The sequence below is a fragment of the Stenotrophomonas sp. ASS1 genome (genome assembly GCF_004346925.1).
Classification (GTDB): Bacteria; Pseudomonadota; Gammaproteobacteria; order Xanthomonadales; family Xanthomonadaceae; genus Stenotrophomonas; species Stenotrophomonas maltophilia_A.
Window position 1 is genome coordinate 1,317,913 of record NZ_CP031167.1, and the last position, 16,130, is coordinate 1,334,042.

The 16,130-nt window shown below is 68.3% G+C and carries 13 protein-coding genes; 10 read left to right on the forward strand and 3 right to left on the reverse strand.

The features are described 5' to 3' along the window. Positions 1-138: 138 nt before the first annotated feature. Together MG068_RS06115 and MG068_RS06120 are read right to left on the reverse strand one after the other, a co-directional pair. Positions 139-630, reverse strand: a complete 492-nt coding sequence (locus MG068_RS06115) for a methylated-DNA--[protein]-cysteine S-methyltransferase (protein WP_132809661.1) — start codon at positions 628-630, stop codon at positions 139-141. Further along, positions 627-2,105, reverse strand: a complete 1,479-nt coding sequence (locus MG068_RS06120) for an AlkA N-terminal domain-containing protein (protein ID WP_132809663.1) — start codon at positions 2,103-2,105, stop codon at positions 627-629. The genes MG068_RS06115 and MG068_RS06120 overlap by 4 nt, the downstream gene beginning before the upstream one ends. A gap of 430 nt (positions 2,106-2,535) precedes the next feature. On the opposite strand from MG068_RS06120, the gene MG068_RS06125 reads away from it, so the two are divergent. The 4 genes from MG068_RS06125 (at position 2,536) to ubiM (ending at position 5,963) form a co-directional block, all read left to right on the forward strand. Beyond that, on the forward strand, positions 2,536-3,699 hold the full coding sequence (locus tag MG068_RS06125; protein WP_132809665.1) for a COG3904 family protein: 1,164 nt from the start codon (positions 2,536-2,538) through the stop codon (positions 3,697-3,699). A 58-nt stretch (positions 3,700-3,757) separates the two neighbouring features. Continuing rightward, positions 3,758-4,303, forward strand: a complete 546-nt coding sequence (locus MG068_RS06130) for a DUF4019 domain-containing protein (RefSeq protein WP_032128358.1) — start codon at positions 3,758-3,760, stop codon at positions 4,301-4,303. A gap of 11 nt (positions 4,304-4,314) precedes the next feature. Further along, positions 4,315-4,704 (forward strand): MAPEG family protein, encoded by a 390-nt coding sequence (locus MG068_RS06135; protein WP_032128357.1) that lies wholly within the window; start codon positions 4,315-4,317, stop codon positions 4,702-4,704. Positions 4,705-4,784: 80 nt separating this feature from the next. Beyond that, positions 4,785-5,963: a 5-demethoxyubiquinol-8 5-hydroxylase UbiM gene (gene ubiM / locus MG068_RS06140; protein WP_132809666.1), complete on the forward strand. Its 1,179-nt coding sequence runs from the start codon at positions 4,785-4,787 to the stop codon at positions 5,961-5,963. 25 nt (positions 5,964-5,988) lie between these two features. Here the strand turns inward: ubiM and MG068_RS06145 are convergent, their stop codons facing one another. Then, entirely contained in the window at positions 5,989-6,210 is a 222-nt protein-coding gene (locus MG068_RS06145; protein WP_010486399.1) for an RNA-binding S4 domain-containing protein, read from the reverse strand. Between the two features lie 266 nt (positions 6,211-6,476). Between MG068_RS06145 and MG068_RS06150 the strand changes: the two genes are divergently transcribed. The 6 genes from MG068_RS06150 to MG068_RS06175 all read left to right on the forward strand — a co-directional run bounded on the left by MG068_RS06150 (position 6,477) and on the right by MG068_RS06175 (position 16,113). Continuing rightward, positions 6,477-8,435 (forward strand): DEAD/DEAH box helicase, encoded by a 1,959-nt coding sequence (locus tag MG068_RS06150; protein ID WP_132809668.1) that lies wholly within the window; start codon positions 6,477-6,479, stop codon positions 8,433-8,435. 227 nt (positions 8,436-8,662) lie between these two features. After that, on the forward strand, positions 8,663-11,086 hold the full coding sequence (locus MG068_RS06155; RefSeq protein WP_132809670.1) for a putative bifunctional diguanylate cyclase/phosphodiesterase: 2,424 nt from the start codon (positions 8,663-8,665) through the stop codon (positions 11,084-11,086). A 109-nt stretch (positions 11,087-11,195) separates the two neighbouring features. After that, positions 11,196-12,860: a sensor domain-containing diguanylate cyclase gene (locus MG068_RS06160; RefSeq protein ID WP_024956274.1), complete on the forward strand. Its 1,665-nt coding sequence runs from the start codon at positions 11,196-11,198 to the stop codon at positions 12,858-12,860. A 34-nt stretch (positions 12,861-12,894) separates the two neighbouring features. Beyond that, the gene (locus tag MG068_RS06165; protein WP_132809672.1) at positions 12,895-13,617 is read left to right on the forward strand and encodes a pseudouridine synthase; all 723 of its coding nucleotides are present in this window, start codon (positions 12,895-12,897) and stop codon (positions 13,615-13,617) included. A 144-nt stretch (positions 13,618-13,761) separates the two neighbouring features. Then, a complete protein-coding gene (locus MG068_RS06170) occupies positions 13,762-14,832 on the forward strand; it encodes a sensor domain-containing diguanylate cyclase (protein ID WP_125893804.1) in 1,071 nt (356 codons plus the stop codon). Between the two features lie 120 nt (positions 14,833-14,952). Next, a complete protein-coding gene (locus MG068_RS06175) occupies positions 14,953-16,113 on the forward strand; it encodes an AAA family ATPase (protein ID WP_132809674.1) in 1,161 nt (386 codons plus the stop codon). Positions 16,114-16,130 lie beyond the last annotated feature (17 nt).

Genomic DNA, 16,130 nt, shown 5'->3' on the forward strand with positions numbered 1-16,130 from the left:
TGGCGTGGATCTACCGTGTCGACCAAGGTCGACACCTACCAGCAGCCGCGCAGTGCGCCGTCCCGACAGATCGCAGGAAGCCCGCTGTTGCTGTTGCTCTAGCCTCTGCGGGTGCCGGGTGCAGCCCGGCCAGCCCTCTCAGGCGAACAGCGGGGCCTGGCGTTGTTCCAGCCGCAGCAGCGCGGCTTTGGTTTCCAGGCCGCCACCGAAGCCGGTCAGTGCGCCGTTGCTGCCGATCACGCGATGGCAGGGCAGGATGATCGGCAGCGGATTGCGCCCATTGGCAGCGCCGACGGCGCGGGTCGCACTGGGCTGGCCCAGATGCTGCGCCAGCTGCAGGTAGCTCCAGGTCTGGCCGAACGGGATCAGCGCCAGCGCCTGCCACACGCGCAGCTGGAACGGCGTGCCGCGTGGCGAAAGCTCCAGGTCAAAGCTGCTGCGTTCGCCGTGCAGGAACTGCAGCAGCTGCTCGCGTGCTTCCGGCAGCGCATCCGGCGCGTAGTGCCAGTCGTCGCGGCCGCGTGCCGGGTGGCGGTTTTCCGGGAACAGCACATGGGACAGGCCACGCTCGTCACCGGCGATGGTCAGCACGCCGATCGGGCTATCGAAACGGTCGAACAACAGGGTCATGTCGGTTCTCCAACGAAAGTGCCGGACAGGTGCCAAAGATGCAGCACGGCATAGGCGCGCCAAGGGCGCCACGGTTGCGAGCGTGCTTCGGTGGCACGTTCGCTCAGGCGCTGGCCCTGCGCATGGCCGAGCACCTGCTGCAGTACCAGGTCGCCGGCGGGGAAAGCATCGGGCTGGCCGAGCCCGCGCAGGGCGATGTACTGCGCGGTCCACGGACCGATGCCGGGTAGTGCCACGCAGCGGGAAACGAACTCTTCCAGCGCCTGGCCCGGGCCGAAGTCGAGCGCGCCACTGGCACAGGCGGCGGCAAGCGCACGCACGGTGGCGGCGCGGCTGCGTGGCAGGCCGATCGATTCCAGTGGCGCTTCTGCCAGCAGCTCGGGGGCCGGGAACTGGCGATCGAATTCCGGCGGCATGCCCGGCAGGTGCGCGCCATAGGCATCCACCAGCCGCCGCGCGAAGGTGGTGGCCGCGGCCACGCTGACCTGCTGTCCGAGCACGGCGCGTACGCCGACCTCGAAGCCATCCCAGCCGCCGGGGACGCGCAGCCCGGGGCGCTCGGCGATGCCACGCGCCAGCAAGGGTTCCTCATCCAGTGCGGCGTGGACCTGCTGCAGGTCGGCATCCAGATCGAATACGCGACGCACACGGCGGACGATGTCGGGGATCAGGCGCGGATCGACCGCGCCCAGCTGCAGGCGCAGTTCCGGGCGCTTCGGGTCGGCGGTGACGCGCAGCAGGGTGGGGCGCTCCGGCGTGCCGAGCACGCGCTGGTAGCTGTCTTCGCCGATCAGCTCGATGCCGGGCAGGCTGCGCTTGCGCAGGAAGGCCAGCATGCGTGGGAAATCCAACGGCGGGCGGTACGCCAGGCGCAGTACCAGGCAGCCGTCATCGGCGGCCAGCGGCTGGTGCTGGCGACGCAGTGCTGTCGGTGCCATGCCGCAGCCCTGCAGGAAGGCCGTATTGAAACGGCGCAGGCTGTTGTAGCCGGCGGCCAGCGCGACGTCGGTCACCGGCAGCGTGGTCTCGGTCAGCAGCTGCTTGGCCAGCAGCAGCCGATGGGTGGCGTGGATCTGCCCTGGCGTTGCGCCCAGATGTTCGACGAACAGGCGCTGCAGCTGGCGCGCGCTGAGTCCGATCTTCTCTGCGAGGTCGGCTACCGGCTGTTCCTGCAGGAAGCCACCATGGATCAGGGCCAGTGCGCGCTGCACGGTCTGCCCGGCCAGTGCCTGCTGCGCTTGCGGTGCCAGCTCGGGGCGGCAGCGCAGGCACGGGCGGTAACCGGCTGCCGCAGCAGCGGCCGCAGTCGGGTAGTAAGCGATGTTGCGCGGCTTCGGTGGCGGTGCCGGGCACACGGGGCGGCAATAGATGCCGGTGCTGCGCACGGCGGTGAAGAACACGCCGTCGAAGCGTGCGTCGCGGGCCAGGCGGGCGCGGTCGCAGGCGGCGGTGTCGAGGGCGAGGGCGGTGTCCATGGCGCCAGTCTAGGCGCGTGCGGGCGGCGATACTCGCCGGATTCGGACATGGATGCTGGAGGGGGTTCTGGCAGGGCTTGCAGCCCTGCACCCGCAACGTCAACGTCAACGTCTCAATCAAAAGCTGGCAGTCCGTGGGATGGCGGGGCGGTGTGGGCTGTCAGGACACGCCGTAAACCCGTCCATGGGGGCTCGATGGCGCCATCCATGGCGCCAACGGTCCTGTCAGCCCACACCGCCCCACCTCTGACAGTTGGTCGCTGCAGTTGGTGGGTGCCGACCGTTGGTCGGCACGCTTTGCTGTTGGTAGGTGTCGACCTTGGTCGACACGCTTTTTCCCAAGGGTCAGAAGGGGTTCAGTGCCACGCGCTGAATGCGCGGCCTGGACGGGTAGACTGTGGCTCTTGCTCCCATGAATCCCGGTTGCCCGATGTCCGCCAAATTTCGCTGGTTGCCCCTGTTGTGCCTGGCCCTGGCGGGCTGCAGTCAGCTGGAGAATCCGGGCAATGTGACCGCTGCCGACAAGGCGGCGCGGGCGCCGGCCAGTGATGGCGAGAACATGGTGTCGATCAATGCGGCTGACGCACCGCCACCGCCGGCGCCGCCGCGCAGCCGGGCGGATCGGCCTTGGCCGCAGGCGCAGTTGGAGAATGGCCGCGCCTGGGTCAGCTGCAGTACCGAGTACGCCGGTGAGGCGGGCGATGGCGTCGAGCTGGAGGGCCTGCAGCGCGAGCAGATTGCCCAGGCCCTGGCGCCGTGTGCCGAGCGTGGCCTGATGCGTGTGCGTTACGCCGGCAAGATCAATCCGGGCTTCGCCGAAATGATGTGGCGACTTGCCGTGGTCGCCGATGAACAGAAGATCCACAAGCGCATCCTCGATCTGGACTCCAGCGGCGGTCAGGTGGAATCGGCGATCGTCGCCGGTGACAGCATCGGTGAATCGGGCTGGACCATCTGGGTGCGCGAAGGCTCGATCTGCCACAGCGCCTGCGTGTTCGTGCTGGCCGCTGGTGACAACCGGCTGCTGTCGGGAAAGGTCGGCATCCACCGCATGATGCGCATCAGTTCCAAGGCCACTTCGCGCGCCGAGCTCAACCGCGAGCTGCACGAGGTCTACGACAACGTAAAGGACTACCTGCAGCGCAACGGCGTGGCGGTGGGCGTGGCCGATCTGATGATGACGGTGCCCAACCGCAGCCTGCGCCTGCTGACGCCGGACGAACTGCGCCAGTACGGCCTGGACGGCACCAACGCGGTGCAGGACGACCTGGAGCGGATCAAGCAGATGCGTGCCTGTGGTGACGACTTCGTGCAGCGCAAGGACGCGTTCCTGATCGCCTTCGACCAGCAGTGCAAGCACGAAGGCGCCGACATGGAATCGATCAACAGCTGCGGCCAGGCGTTGAAGCAGCGCTTCGGCTTCCCCGATGCGGTGTGCCCGGAAGAAAGCCCGCTGTCGGAGATCGATGTGGCAACGCTGCCGCCTGCGCCTTCGGAGCCACCGCCGGTGGCCGAACAGGCGCCAGCAGACGCCGGCACGCCTGCCGCGCAGGCCGATGCCGCAGCGGTGGAAGGCAGCGCCCACGCGCGCTGACGAACAGCTCACCGCGCTGGCGTAGACTGCGGTTCTTTCCCGAGAACCGGCGGTGTCCATGAAGCGCGTGCTCCTGCTGCTGTCCCTGCTGCCCCTGACCGCATTGGCGCAGGCACCCGCGCCGGCCACGCCTGCACCGGCACCCGCGCGCCCCGCACCGGCATCGCCGGCGGCTGCGAAACCGGCCACGGCCGGCGCTCCGGCGTTGACTGCCGCGCAGCAGGCGCAGGTGCAGAAGCAGGATGCGGAAATGGGCGCGGCCGCAGTGAAGGCGGCGCAGCTGGTCGATGCCAACCGCGCAGGCGAGTTGTGGGATGGCGCTTCGGCCGTCGCGCGCCGTGCAGTACCGAAGGCCGCCTTCGTCAGCCAGTTGACTGCCGAGCGCACGCGCCTGGGCGCGCTGGCCGGGCGTGGCCAGCCGACCATCACCCGGGTCAAGTACAGCGCCGGTGCCGCGGTGCCGGAGGGGCTGTACATCAACGTCAGCTTCCCGACCCGTTTCGCCAACAGCGCGCAGCCGGTACGCGAGCTCGTCTCGTTCCGTTTCGACGAGGACCAGGTGTGGCGCCTGGCCGGTTACAGCCTGCGTGCGTCGGCACCCTGAGGAGATGATCGATGGCAACTGAACTGACGATGCTGGCCTGGTCGGTGCTGCTGGGCTTTGTCTACATCTTCGCTACCTCCACTGTGGTCACCCGCGAGCGCGGGATGAAGTGGAATGCCTCGGCGCGTGATGGCGAAGCCAGGCCACTCAGCCCGCTGGCCGGGCGCCTGCAGCGTGCGCAGGCCAACTTCCTGGAGACGTTCCCGTTCTTCGCTGCCGCCGCCATCGCAGTGGTCGTGGCCGGGCGCGGCAACGACACCACGGCGCTGGCGGCGCAGGCCTACTTCTGGGCGCGCGTGGTCTACCTGCCGCTGTATGCCGCGGGCGTGCCCTACGTGCGCAGCCTGGTCTGGGCAGTGTCGCTGCTGTCGATCCTGGCGCTGGTGTTCGCGTTGTTGTGATCCCGGCCTGATCCAGATCAAGGCCGGTCAGGTGCGCGGCGCTATGCTGGCGCGGACTGAATCAACGGCAGGAGGCGCGCATGCGCAGGATGGACGTGGTGGTGGTCGGCGCCGGACCGGCGGGGCTGTGTTTCGCGCGTGCGCTGGCCGGTAGCGGCCTGCAGGTCGGGCTGGTCGAAGTTCAACCGCGCCAGGCCCTTGCCGAGGCCGCCTTCGATGGCCGTGAGATTGCGCTGACCCATGCCTCGCGGCAGAGCATGGAGCAGCTGGGGCTGTGGCAGCGCCTGCCGCAGGCCGAAGTCGCTGAACTGCGCGATGCCAAGGTGATGAACGGCGGCTCGCCGTTCGCGCTGACCTTCGCCAGCAGCCAGGTGGACGGTCAGCCGCTGGGTTGGCTGGTGCCCAACCATCTGATCCGCCGCGCTGCATGGGATGCCGTGCAGGGGCAGGACGGCCTGGAGCTGTTCGACGGGCGCAAGGTTCTGGGCGTGCAGGCCGATGCGCAGGGCCACGTGGTCAAACTCGATGACGGCAGCCAACTTCATGCGCGCCTGCTGGTCGCCGCTGACAGCCGCTTCTCCGCAACCCGCCGCATGCTCGGCATCGGCGCGCAGATGCGCGACTTCGGCAAGTCGATGCTGGTGTGCCGCATGCAGGTTGAGCGTGATCATCACCACACTGCCTGGGAATGGTTCGGCTACGGCCGCACGATGGCGTTGCTGCCGCTCAACGAAGGCCAGGCATCAGCAGTGATCACGCTGCCACCGCGGCAGATTGAAGAACTGCTGGCGATGGACGAGGTGGCCTTCGGTGAGGCCATCGGTGCCTGCTTCGAACACCGTCTTGGCCGCATGCAGCCAGCGGCCACGCCGCAGGCGTATCCGCTGGTGGGTGTGTACGCGCACCGTTTCGTCGGCGAGCGTTCGGCGCTGATCGGCGATGCCGCGGTGGGCATGCATCCGGTCACCGCACATGGCTTCAATCTGGGCCTGGCCAGCGCGCAGCGGCTGGCGCAGGGCATCGTCGAACAGCAGCGTCGCGGTGCCGACATCGCTGCCGCCGGCATGCTGGCCAGGTACCAGCGGGGTCACCGGCTGGCGTCGCGGCCGCTGTACGAGGCCACCAATGCCATCGCCAGCCTGTATACCGACGATCGCCGCCCGGCGCGGCTGCTGCGCGCGGCGGGCCTGCGTCTGGCACAGGGCGTGGCACCGTTCAGGCAGCTGATCGCCTCGCACCTGACCCAGCGCGTGGCCTGAACCGGTTCAGATCAGCCCGTTCAGATCAGCCGGCGGCCAGCACCCGGATCTGGCTGTCGGCGAACTCGACCACCTGGCCTGCGCGGATCTTGCAGGCCTTGCGCAGTTCGACTTCGCCGTCGACCCGCACCTGGCCGTCACCGATGACCATCTTGGCCTCGCCGCCACTGGTGACCAGGTCGGCCAGCTTGAGCAGCTGCTTGAGTTCGACGTAGTCACCGTCGAGGTCGAATTCGAGAATCTGCATGGAGCGAGGTTCCTGGGGAAGGGCGCAGCCAGCGGCCGGGCCGGTGAAGAGGGCGCGTATTGTGCGCCAGCTTGGGGCATGACGGTACGCGCACGGCAAGCTGTACGCCTTGTTCAGGATCAATGCGGTATGATTCCGCTCTGAGCGAGTGAAATCTCCTCCAACCGAGCAGCGCCAGGGCACGCGATAAGAAGGGCGCCCAAAGCGCGGACCATCACCTTTTTTATCGCACTGCCAGGAAGACGGCAGTGTCTTCGGAGTTCCCCATGTCCCAAGATTCCCAAGCGCCGCTGCAGTTCGCGCAGCTCGGCCTGTCCGAGCCCGTGATGCAGGCGGTCACCGCCATCGGCTACGAAACCCCGTCGCCGATCCAGGCCGCCACCATCCCGGCGATGCTGGAAGGCCGCGACGTGCTGGGCCAGGCCCAGACCGGCACCGGCAAGACCGCAGCGTTCGCGCTGCCGGTTCTGTCCAACATCGATCTGCAGCAGATCAAGCCGCAGGCCCTGATCCTGGCGCCGACCCGCGAACTGGCCATCCAGGTTGCCGAGGCGTTCCAGTCCTATTCGTCGAAGATCCCGGGCTTCCGCGTGCTGCCGGTGTACGGCGGCCAGCCGTACGGCCAGCAGCTGTCGGCCCTGCGCCGCGGCGTGCACATCGTGGTCGGTACCCCCGGCCGCGTGATCGACCACCTGGACCGCAGCACTCTGGACCTGTCCGAGCTGAAGACGCTGGTGCTGGACGAAGCCGATGAAATGCTGCGCATGGGCTTCATCGACGACGTCGAAGCCGTGCTGAAGAAGCTGCCGGAGCAGCGCCAGGTGGCCCTGTTTTCGGCCACCATGCCGCCGCAGATCCGCCGCATCGCGCAGACCTACCTGCAGGACCCGGTGGAAGTGACCATCGCGGCCAAGACCACCACCTCGGCCAACATCCGCCAGCGTTACTGGTGGGTGAGCGGCATGCACAAGCTGGACGCGCTGACCCGCATCCTGGAAGTCGAGCCGTTCGACGCGATGATCATCTTCGCGCGCACCAAGGCCGGCACCGAAGAACTGGCCAGCAAGCTGCAGGCCCGTGGCCTGGCCGCTGCCGCCATCAACGGTGACATGCAGCAGGCCCAGCGTGAGCGCACCATCGCCATGCTGAAGGAAGGCAAGCTGGACATCCTGGTCGCCACCGACGTGGCTGCCCGCGGCCTGGACGTGGAGCGCATCAGCCACGTGCTGAACTACGACATCCCGTACGACACCGAAAGCTACGTGCACCGCATCGGCCGTACCGGTCGTGCCGGCCGCAGCGGCGAGGCGATCCTGTTCGCCACCCCGCGCGAGAAGGGCATGCTGCGCCAGATCGAGCGCGCCACCCGCCAGCCGATCGAAGAGATGCAGCTGCCGAGTGTGGAAGCGGTCAACGACACCCGCATCAACAAGTTCACCTCGCGCATCAGCGAAACCCTCGGCGCCGGTGGCCTGGACTTCTACCGCCAGCTGCTGGAGCGTTTCGAGAACGAGCAGAACGTGCCGGCCATCGAAGTGGCTGCCGCGCTGGCCAAGATGCTGCAGGGTGACACCCCGTTCCTGCTGCAGCCGCCGGTGCGTGCCCCGCGTGAAGAGCGCGCACCGCGCGAACGCTTCGACCGTGGTGACCGTCCGGAACGTGGCGATCGCTTCGACCGCAACGAGCGTGGTCCGCGCTTCGAGCGTGGCCCGCGCCGCGACGACGCCGAAGGTGGCTTCGAGCAGCGTCCGCGCCGTGAGGTTCCGCCGCGTGGTGCGCCGGAGCAGGGCATGGAGACCTACCGCATTTCGGTCGGCCACCAGCACGGCGTGAAGCCGGCCAACATCGTTGGCGCCATTGCCAACGAAGCCGGTCTGGAAAGCCGCTTCATCGGCCGCATCGACATCCACGACGACTTCTCGCTGCTGGACCTGCCGGCACAGATGCCGCCGGACGTGCTGTCGCACCTGCAGAAGGTGTGGGTGTCCGGCCAGCAGCTGCAGATGCGTGCGCTGGCTCCGGGTGAAGACACCAACCCGGCCCCGCGTCCGTTCAAGCCGCGCTTCGACAGGCGTGGTCCGGGCGGCCCGGGTGGCCCGCGTCGCGGTGGCCCGGGCGGTCCGGGTGGCCACGGTGGCGACCGCGGCGGTGACCGCGGCGGTGACCGCGACAGCCGCCCGCCGCGTCGTGACGGCTTCAAGCCGCGCGGCCCGCGCAGCTTCTAAGCCGCACCTGCGGTCCTGAACAACGCCAGCCTCCGGGCTGGCGTTGTCCGTTATGGGCCTGGAAAAGGGGACGGAGGGGATTAAGTCGTTTATGCCCGGCAGTGCGCTTATGCCGAAAACGACTTAATCCCCTCCGTCCCCTTTTCGCATGGCAAACACATTGCCGGTCATAGGCTGGGCCGGTTCCAAGGGAGGTTGTCACCGCAGCACATTCGGGGGGATCCGGGATGGGTAGAAGTGGCACGGACCAGCAGAGCCGGCGGGTGCCGATGACCCGTGGCCTGGGATTGCGCTTTGCGTTGTTGACGGGCATGGCGATCGGGTTGGTCGCGCTGTCCGCGTTGATCCAGGAACTGCAGGCGGCCTCGACGGCCTGGATTGCCGGCCAGGGCTACTGGTCGCGGGGGCAGCAGGATGCGACCGCTGCGCTGAGCCGCTACCTGGCGCGTGGCGATGCGCAGGACCTGGATGACGCGCGCCAGGCCCTGCGGATTCCGTTGGGGGATCTGCAGGCCCGGCTGGCGCTGGAACAGGCGGTACCGGACGAGGAGAAGGCCCGGCAGGGTTTCCTGCAGGGCGGCAACGCGCGCGCCGATATTCCACGCCTGGTGTTCTCGTTCCGCTACGCCCGTGACCTGGGAGCATTCCGCGAAGCCACTGCACTGTGGCGGCAGACCGATGGTGATCTGGAGGCTGTGCAGGCCCTGGTCGCCGAGCTGCAACGGAGGCATGCGGCAGGTGAACTGCCCGTGGCCGACCGCAATCGCTACCTGCAGCAGCTGCGGGATCTCGACCGCCGCCTGCAGGTGCAGGCCCAGGCGTTCTCGCAGGCGCTGCTGAGGATGGCCACCATGGTCCGGATCGCCACGCTGATGGTTGGTGGCCTGTCGGTGCTGGTGATCAGCCTGATGGCAGTGGCGCTGGCGCGTCGTGTAGGCAAGGACCTGACCGAGCACGAGAGCCGCTTCCGCGCGGCGTTCTACCAGGCCAATGTCGGCATGCTGAAGCTCGACACCGATGGCCGCGTGGTCGAGGCCAACCAGGCGATGGCGGATATCCTCGACTATCGGCGCGATGTGCTGCTGCAGATGCTGCTGGGTGACCTGCTGATGGAGGGGGAACTGGTCCTCGATGGTGTCGGCCGCATCGACTGGGACCGGCAGCTGCGGCCGAGCGAGCTGCGTTTCCGCCGGCGCGATGGCAGCCTCGTCTGGGGACGCTGGAGCGGTACCGCGGTTCGCGGCTCGGGCGGTGGATTGTCGGTGTTCGCGATCATCGAGGATGTCAGCCAGAACCATGCACTGGCGCGCGAGATCGAGCATCACGCCAGCCACGATCCGCTGACCGGCCTGATCAACCGCCGCGAGATCGAACGCCTGCTGGAACGCGCGCTGCTGCAGGTCCGGACCGACGGTGGTACGCATGCGCTGTGCTACATCAACCTGGACCACTTCAAGCTGGTCAACGACAGCTTCGGTCATGCCGCCGGCGACCAGATGCTGCGCGGTTTCGCCGACTATCTGGTGGCGGCGGTGCGTGATGGCGATTGGGTCGGCCGCCTGGGGGCCGATGAGTTTGCGGTGTTCCTCGCCCACGCCGGCCAGGATGAAGCCAAGCGGGTACTGCAGCGGGTGATCCGCAACCTGGGCCAGGCCACGTTCCCGATCAGCGAGGGCAGCCCGCAGTTGAGCTGCAGCATCGGCGTGGTCGAGGTCAGTGCCGACGCCCCCGATGTGAACTGGCTGATGAGCGCTGCCGACAGCGCCTGCTATGCCGCCAAGCAGGCCGGTCGCAACCGCGTGCACTGCTTCAACGAGAACCGCATGGCGCTGGAGGAGCGGCGGCAGGAGGCCGAGCGTCTGCAGGGTGTCAGCCTGGCCATGGCGGAGAATCGCATGCTGCTGTACGCGCAGCGCATCGCCCGCGTGGGCGATCCGTCCTACCTGCACTACGAAGTGCTGGTGCGCATGCGCGGTACCGATGGCAGCCTGCACCTGCCCGGTCAGTTCATGCCGGCGGTGGAGCGATACGGCATGGCGGTGGCGCTGGATCGGCACGTGCTCGGGCTGTTGTTCCGCCACCTGCAGGTCTGCCCGGCACACGTGCGCCAGCTGGGCCTGTGCAACGTCAACGTTTCGGCGCAGTCGATCGCCGAGCCCGGATTCCTCGCCTTCGTCTGCGACCTGCTCGAGCGCAACCGCGCGCTGGCCTCCAAGTTGTGCTTCGAGATCACCGAGACCGCGGCGATCAGCAACCTCAGCCAGGCCCGCGCCTTCATCGATGCGGTGAAGGCACGGGGGTGCCGGATGGCGCTGGATGACTTCGGCTCCGGCCTGTCTTCCTTCGGCTACCTGCGCCAGTTGCCGGCGGACATCCTGAAGATCGACGGCGCCTTCGTGCGCGACATGGATACCGACCCTGTCAGCCACGCCACGGTGCGTGCGATCAGCGAGCTCGGGCGCGAGCTGCAGATGGAAGTAGTGGCCGAGTGGGTGGAGACCGCCGAGGTTGCCGGTGCGCTGACCCGGCTTGGCGTACAAGGGCTGCAGGGCTATGCCATCGAACGGCCGCAGCCGCTGGAGCGGCTGACCCTGGTCGATCTGCGCCCGGTACGGCTGGTCGCGGTGAAGGGGCCGCCGGCGGCTGGCTGAACCGCGGGCGCCGACTTTGGTCTACACATGCGTGGCGTGCCCGGCTGCGATAATGCGCGCCAGGGGCGGCGCGCAGTGGGCGCGGACGTAAGCAGGAACAGGACGTGGCGTGGGCGGCAGGCAGTGGCGGTATGGAACAGGAGCGGTGCTGGCCGTCCTGATGGTGTGGTTGGCGTTGCCGTGGCCGCTTCAGGCTGCAGAGGCCGTGTCGGGCCATGATTATCTCCTGGTCGGCGGCGCTACCGACGAGCCGACGCCGCACCGCGCATGCACGCCGCAGATGCTGTCCGGCGCCCGCCAGCAGGTGCTGGTACCGGCTCCGCCGCAGGGCTGGTCAGGGCAACCGCAGGCGCTGGACGTGTTCAACGTCTTTGCCGGTGAAGTGCGCGTCCAGCACGGCGACCGCGAGATCTGCGGCAACATGCACGACGCGCGCACCCGCGATTCACGTTTCCGGGCTGGCATCGGCCTGGTGGCGGTACCGCCGGCCGGCAGCCATGAGCCGTTCCTGGTCTCCTGGCAGACACCGCTGAAGGCACGTTGGGTACCGACCCTGCGGCTGGGCGCGCCCAGCCCGGTGCAGCAGAACGACACCGCCCGCCTGCTGGTGCGCGCGGCCTGCATCGCGGTGGCGATCGCGCTGGCGCTGTCGGCGTTGATGGCCTTCCTGACCACCCGGGACCGCAGTTTCCTGGTCTACATCGCCGGCACCACCGTGATGGTGCTGTGGCAGGCCATCCTCGGCGGGCTGAGCGGCTATCCGGAACCCTGGCTGCCGGTGGGCGAGCACGGCGCCTGGTGGCTGCTGGCGCTGACCGCTGCGACCCAGGCACTGGTGCTGCCGGCGCTGTGGCGGCTGAACGGAGGCGACCGCGTGCTGCCTCGATCGCGCCCGGCCCAACTGGCGGTGTTGTGGACCCTGATGGCGCTGGCCGTGCTGGTGCCGTGGCTGCGCTGGGAGCATCTGGCCTGGGTCGCGAAGGGCTTGCAGGTGTCCTATCTGTCCGGATGTGGCCTGGCACTGATGGTCGGCGTCTGGGCACGCTGGCGCGGCGACCGTTGGGCACAGGCGGGTCTGGCCGCGCTGGCACCGATGCTGGTACTGATCATCGCCGATGCCTGTGGTGCTGCGTGGCTGCTGGAATACCGGGTGGAGGCGCTGCAGCTGGCGGTGACCTGGCTGTTGATGATGGCCGCATATGCGTTGAACCAGCGGCTGGGCCGGCTGCGCCAGCAGCGTGATGAACTTCGCCAGCTGGCCGAGACCGATGGCCTGACCGGGCTTCCCAACCGTCGCGCCGGACTGCAGCAGCTGGCCCGCCATCTGGAACGGGTGGACCGTGAGCGCGGCCCGTTGGTGATCGGCTTCCTCGACATCGACCTGTTCAAGGACATCAACGACCGCCACGGCCACGCAGTGGGCGACCAGGTGCTGGTGGCGGTGGCGCGTGCCCTGCGCGCGGCGGTGCGCAGCCAGGACGAAGTGGTGCGGATGGGCGGCGAAGAGTTCCTGCTGCTGATGCCCGGCATGCCGCGCGAGGCGGCGTCGGCACGGCTGGACCGCCTGCGCCAGCGCATCACCGAGGCTGGCCAGGCCCTGCAGGTGCCGGGGCTGGAGGTGACCGCCAGCATCGGCCTGGCGCAGTGGCGACCGGGCGAGGACGATCTGGCCGGGCTGCTGCGGCGCGCCGACCATGCCATGTACGTGGCAAAGCGGGCGGGCCGCAACCGGGTCTTCGACGGTGAGGAGCTCGATCCGCCCGCCCTGGCATGAAGCGCAGCGGGCGGCGATGCCGGATAATGGGCCGATGACCACCCGACTCAACAAACATATCGCCGACACCGGCTTCTGCTCCCGCCGCGAGGCCGATCGCCTGATCGCCGCGCGCCGCGTTACCGTCAACGGCCATCCGGCCGGTACCGGCGCGGTGGTGGGCGAGGAAGACCAGGTGCTGGTCGACGGCCAGCCGCTGCGCGCTCGCGTGGCACGCAAGCCCGGCGCCCGCCGCCACGTCTACATCGCGCTGAACAAGCCGGTGGGCGTCACCTGCACCACCGAAACCTCGGTCAAGGGCAACATCGTCGACTTCGTCGGCCACGAACAGCGCATCTTCCCGATCGGGCGCCTGGACAAGGAGTCCGAGGGACTGATCCTGATGACCAGCAACGGCGACATCGTCAACCAGATCCTGCGTGCCGAGAACGGCCACCAGAAGGAGTACCTGGTGGCGGTGAACAAGCCGGTCACCGACGAGTTCCTGCGTGGCATGGCGCGCGGCGTGCGCATCCACGACCAGATGACGCTGCCGTGCAAGGCCTCGCGCATCGCCAAGTTCGGTTTCCGCATCACCCTGCAGCAGGGACTGAACCGGCAGATCCGCCTGATGGCCGCCGAATTCGGCTATCGCGTGACCCAGCTGCGCCGCGTGCGCATCGACAACATCAAGATCGGCGCGCTGAAGCCGGGCCAGTGGCGCAACCTGACCGAGCAGGAACTGCAGGGCCTGCTGCCGAAGCAGCTGGACTGGTAACGCGCGGTAGTGCCGGCCGCTGGCCGGCTGCTCCAGGCATCGAATGAGTGCGGGATGCCGGCCAGCGGCCGGCACTCCCCGTTGTGCGGATTGCGCACCGGCATCAGCTAGACTCCGCAGTGACCTGCCGGAACGTGACGCTGCATGATCAAGCCCGACAAGCCTGCCAACGAAGCCCTTCGGCTCGAGGCGCTGTACCGCTACCGGATCCTGGATTCGCAGCGTGAGAAATCCTTCGACGACCTGGTCGCGATCGCCAAGGCGGTCTGCGGTACCTCGATGGCGGCGGTGACCCTGATCGACGTCGAACGGCAGTGGTTCAAGTCGATCCAGGGCATCGACGCGGCGGAAAACCTGCGCAGCGAATCGATGTGTGGCCACGCCATCCTGCAGCCGCAGGAAATCATGGTGGTCGAGGACGCGTTGCAGGACATCCGCTTCCACGACAACCCGGTAGTGACCGGCGACCCGCACATCCGCTTCTACGCCGGTGCGCCACTGATCAGTTCCGATGGCCTGCCTCTGGGCACGCTGTGCGTGTTCGATGCACATCCGCAGCACCTGCCCAGCGACAAGGCCGAGGCACTGGCCGCGCTGTCACGGCAGGTGATGCTGGTAATGGAGCTGCGCCGTTTCGCGCTCGACATCCAGAAGCACATGCTGGAGCGCGATGACTACGAGCGCCTGTTGGCGGAGTACCAGGACGTGCTGCTGGCGCAGAATGCCGACCTGGCCGAGCAGAGCCGCACCGATGCGCTGACCGGCCTGCCCAACCGCCGCGCAATGGCGGCGGCACTGGAAGAGGCGGTGGTGGAGATCGATGGGCAACCGGGCGTCGCCTGCGTCGCGTTGCTCGACATCGATCATTTCAAGCACATCAATGATTTCCAGGGCCACGCTACAGGCGACCGGGTGCTGGCCGAGCTGGGCGTGCTGCTGCGCTCGCACTTCGCCGGCCGCGGCATGGCTGCGCGCTACGGCGGCGAGGAGTTCGTGGCGGTAATGCCGGGCACCGACCTGCACACGGCCGAACTGCAATGCGAGTTCCTGCGCCTGGCCGTGGCTGACCTGCCGCTTGGATTCCCGGTCACGATCAGCATCGGTGTTGCCCAGCACCAGCCAGGTGAAAGCGTGGATGACATGCTGGCGCGCGCCGACAAGGCGCTGTACCGGGCCAAGGGCAATGGTCGCAACCGGGTGGAACGGGCGGGCTGAGCCCTGCATGCAGTAGATCCACGCCATGCGGGGATGCTTTTGCAGATGAGGTAACGCCGTGTCGCGGCCTGTGCGATTGCGCCCGGCGAATATGCCGTCCCTGTTCCCACGGACACGACCATGCTGCAGACCCTGGCCATCGCCCACTATCGCTCGCTGCACGGGCTGGTACTGCCGCTGCAGCCGTTGAACGTGGTCACCGGTGACAACGGCAGTGGCAAATCCAGCCTGTACCGCGCGCTGCGCCTGCTGGCGGAGACCGCGCAGGGCGGCGTCGCGGCGGTTCTGGCGCGCGAAGGTGGGCTCGGTTCGGCGCTGTGGGCGGGGCCGGAAAAAATGGACCGTCGGGTTGCTGCCGGCGAAATTCCCTTGCAGGGCGGCCCGCGTCAGGAATCGGTGGGGCTGAAGCTGGGCTTCACCACCGACGAGTTCGGCTATGCCATCGACCTGGGCTACCCACCGCCCAGCCGTTCGGCCTTCGCACTGGACCCGCAGATCAAGGCCGAGGCGATCTGGGCCGGGCCGTTCCTGCGCAGCGCCAACCTGCTGGTCGACCGACGTGGGGCAATGGTGCGGCAACGCCATGCGCGCGGCTGGGATCTGGTCGATGACCGGTTGTCGCTGTTCGACAGTCTGTTCACCCAGGTTGGCGATCCGCAGCGCATGCCGGAAACCATCGCCCTGCGCGAGTACATCCGTCGCTGGCGCTTCTACGACCATTTCCGCAGCGACGCCGATGCCCCGGCACGGCAACCGGCGATGGCCACGCGCACGCCGGTGCTGCATCACGACGGTCGCGATCTGGCGGCGGCCTGGGTGACCATCCTCGAGATCGGTGATCCGGGCGCACTGGCGCGCAGCGTGGAGGATGCGTTCCCGGGCGCCACGGTGGGGTTCGAGGAACTGGACGGTCGACTCGCCCTGCGCTTCCACCAGCCGGGGCTGCTGCGGCCGTTGTCGATGGCCGAGCTGTCCGACGGCACGCTGCGCTTCCTGCTGCTGGCCGCGGCACTGCACACGCCGCGCCCGCCGCCGCTGCTGGTGCTCAACGAACCGGAGACCAGCCTGCATCCTGACCTGCTGCCGGCGCTGGCGCGGCTGATCATCGCGGCCAGTGCGCGCAGCCAGGTGTGGGTGGTCTCACACGCCAGCCGACTGATCGCAGCACTGGAGCAGGCGCCCGGCTGTCATTCGCTGCATCTGCACAAGGAACAGGGGCGCACGCTGTTGAGCGGGCAGGGCTTGCTGGATGCCCCGGCATGGCACTGGCCACAGCGCTGACAAGGCGATTCGCACCC

Coding starts and splice junctions, on each gene's coding strand:
- MG068_RS06115 (WP_132809661.1), bottom strand. CDS start 630: ATGACCCTGTTGTTCGACCGTTTCGATAGCCCGATCGGCGTGCTGACC.
- MG068_RS06120 (WP_132809663.1), bottom strand. CDS start 2,105: ATGGACACCGCCCTCGCCCTCGACACCGCCGCCTGCGACCGCGCCCGC.
- MG068_RS06125 (WP_132809665.1), top strand. CDS start 2,536: ATGTCCGCCAAATTTCGCTGGTTGCCCCTGTTGTGCCTGGCCCTGGCG.
- MG068_RS06130 (WP_032128358.1), top strand. CDS start 3,758: ATGAAGCGCGTGCTCCTGCTGCTGTCCCTGCTGCCCCTGACCGCATTG.
- MG068_RS06135 (WP_032128357.1), top strand. CDS start 4,315: ATGGCAACTGAACTGACGATGCTGGCCTGGTCGGTGCTGCTGGGCTTT.
- ubiM (WP_132809666.1), top strand. CDS start 4,785: ATGCGCAGGATGGACGTGGTGGTGGTCGGCGCCGGACCGGCGGGGCTG.
- MG068_RS06145 (WP_010486399.1), bottom strand. CDS start 6,210: ATGCAGATTCTCGAATTCGACCTCGACGGTGACTACGTCGAACTCAAG.
- MG068_RS06150 (WP_132809668.1), top strand. CDS start 6,477: ATGTCCCAAGATTCCCAAGCGCCGCTGCAGTTCGCGCAGCTCGGCCTG.
- MG068_RS06155 (WP_132809670.1), top strand. CDS start 8,663: ATGGGTAGAAGTGGCACGGACCAGCAGAGCCGGCGGGTGCCGATGACC.
- MG068_RS06165 (WP_132809672.1), top strand. CDS start 12,895: ATGACCACCCGACTCAACAAACATATCGCCGACACCGGCTTCTGCTCC.
- MG068_RS06170 (WP_125893804.1), top strand. CDS start 13,762: ATGATCAAGCCCGACAAGCCTGCCAACGAAGCCCTTCGGCTCGAGGCG.
- MG068_RS06175 (WP_132809674.1), top strand. CDS start 14,953: ATGCTGCAGACCCTGGCCATCGCCCACTATCGCTCGCTGCACGGGCTG.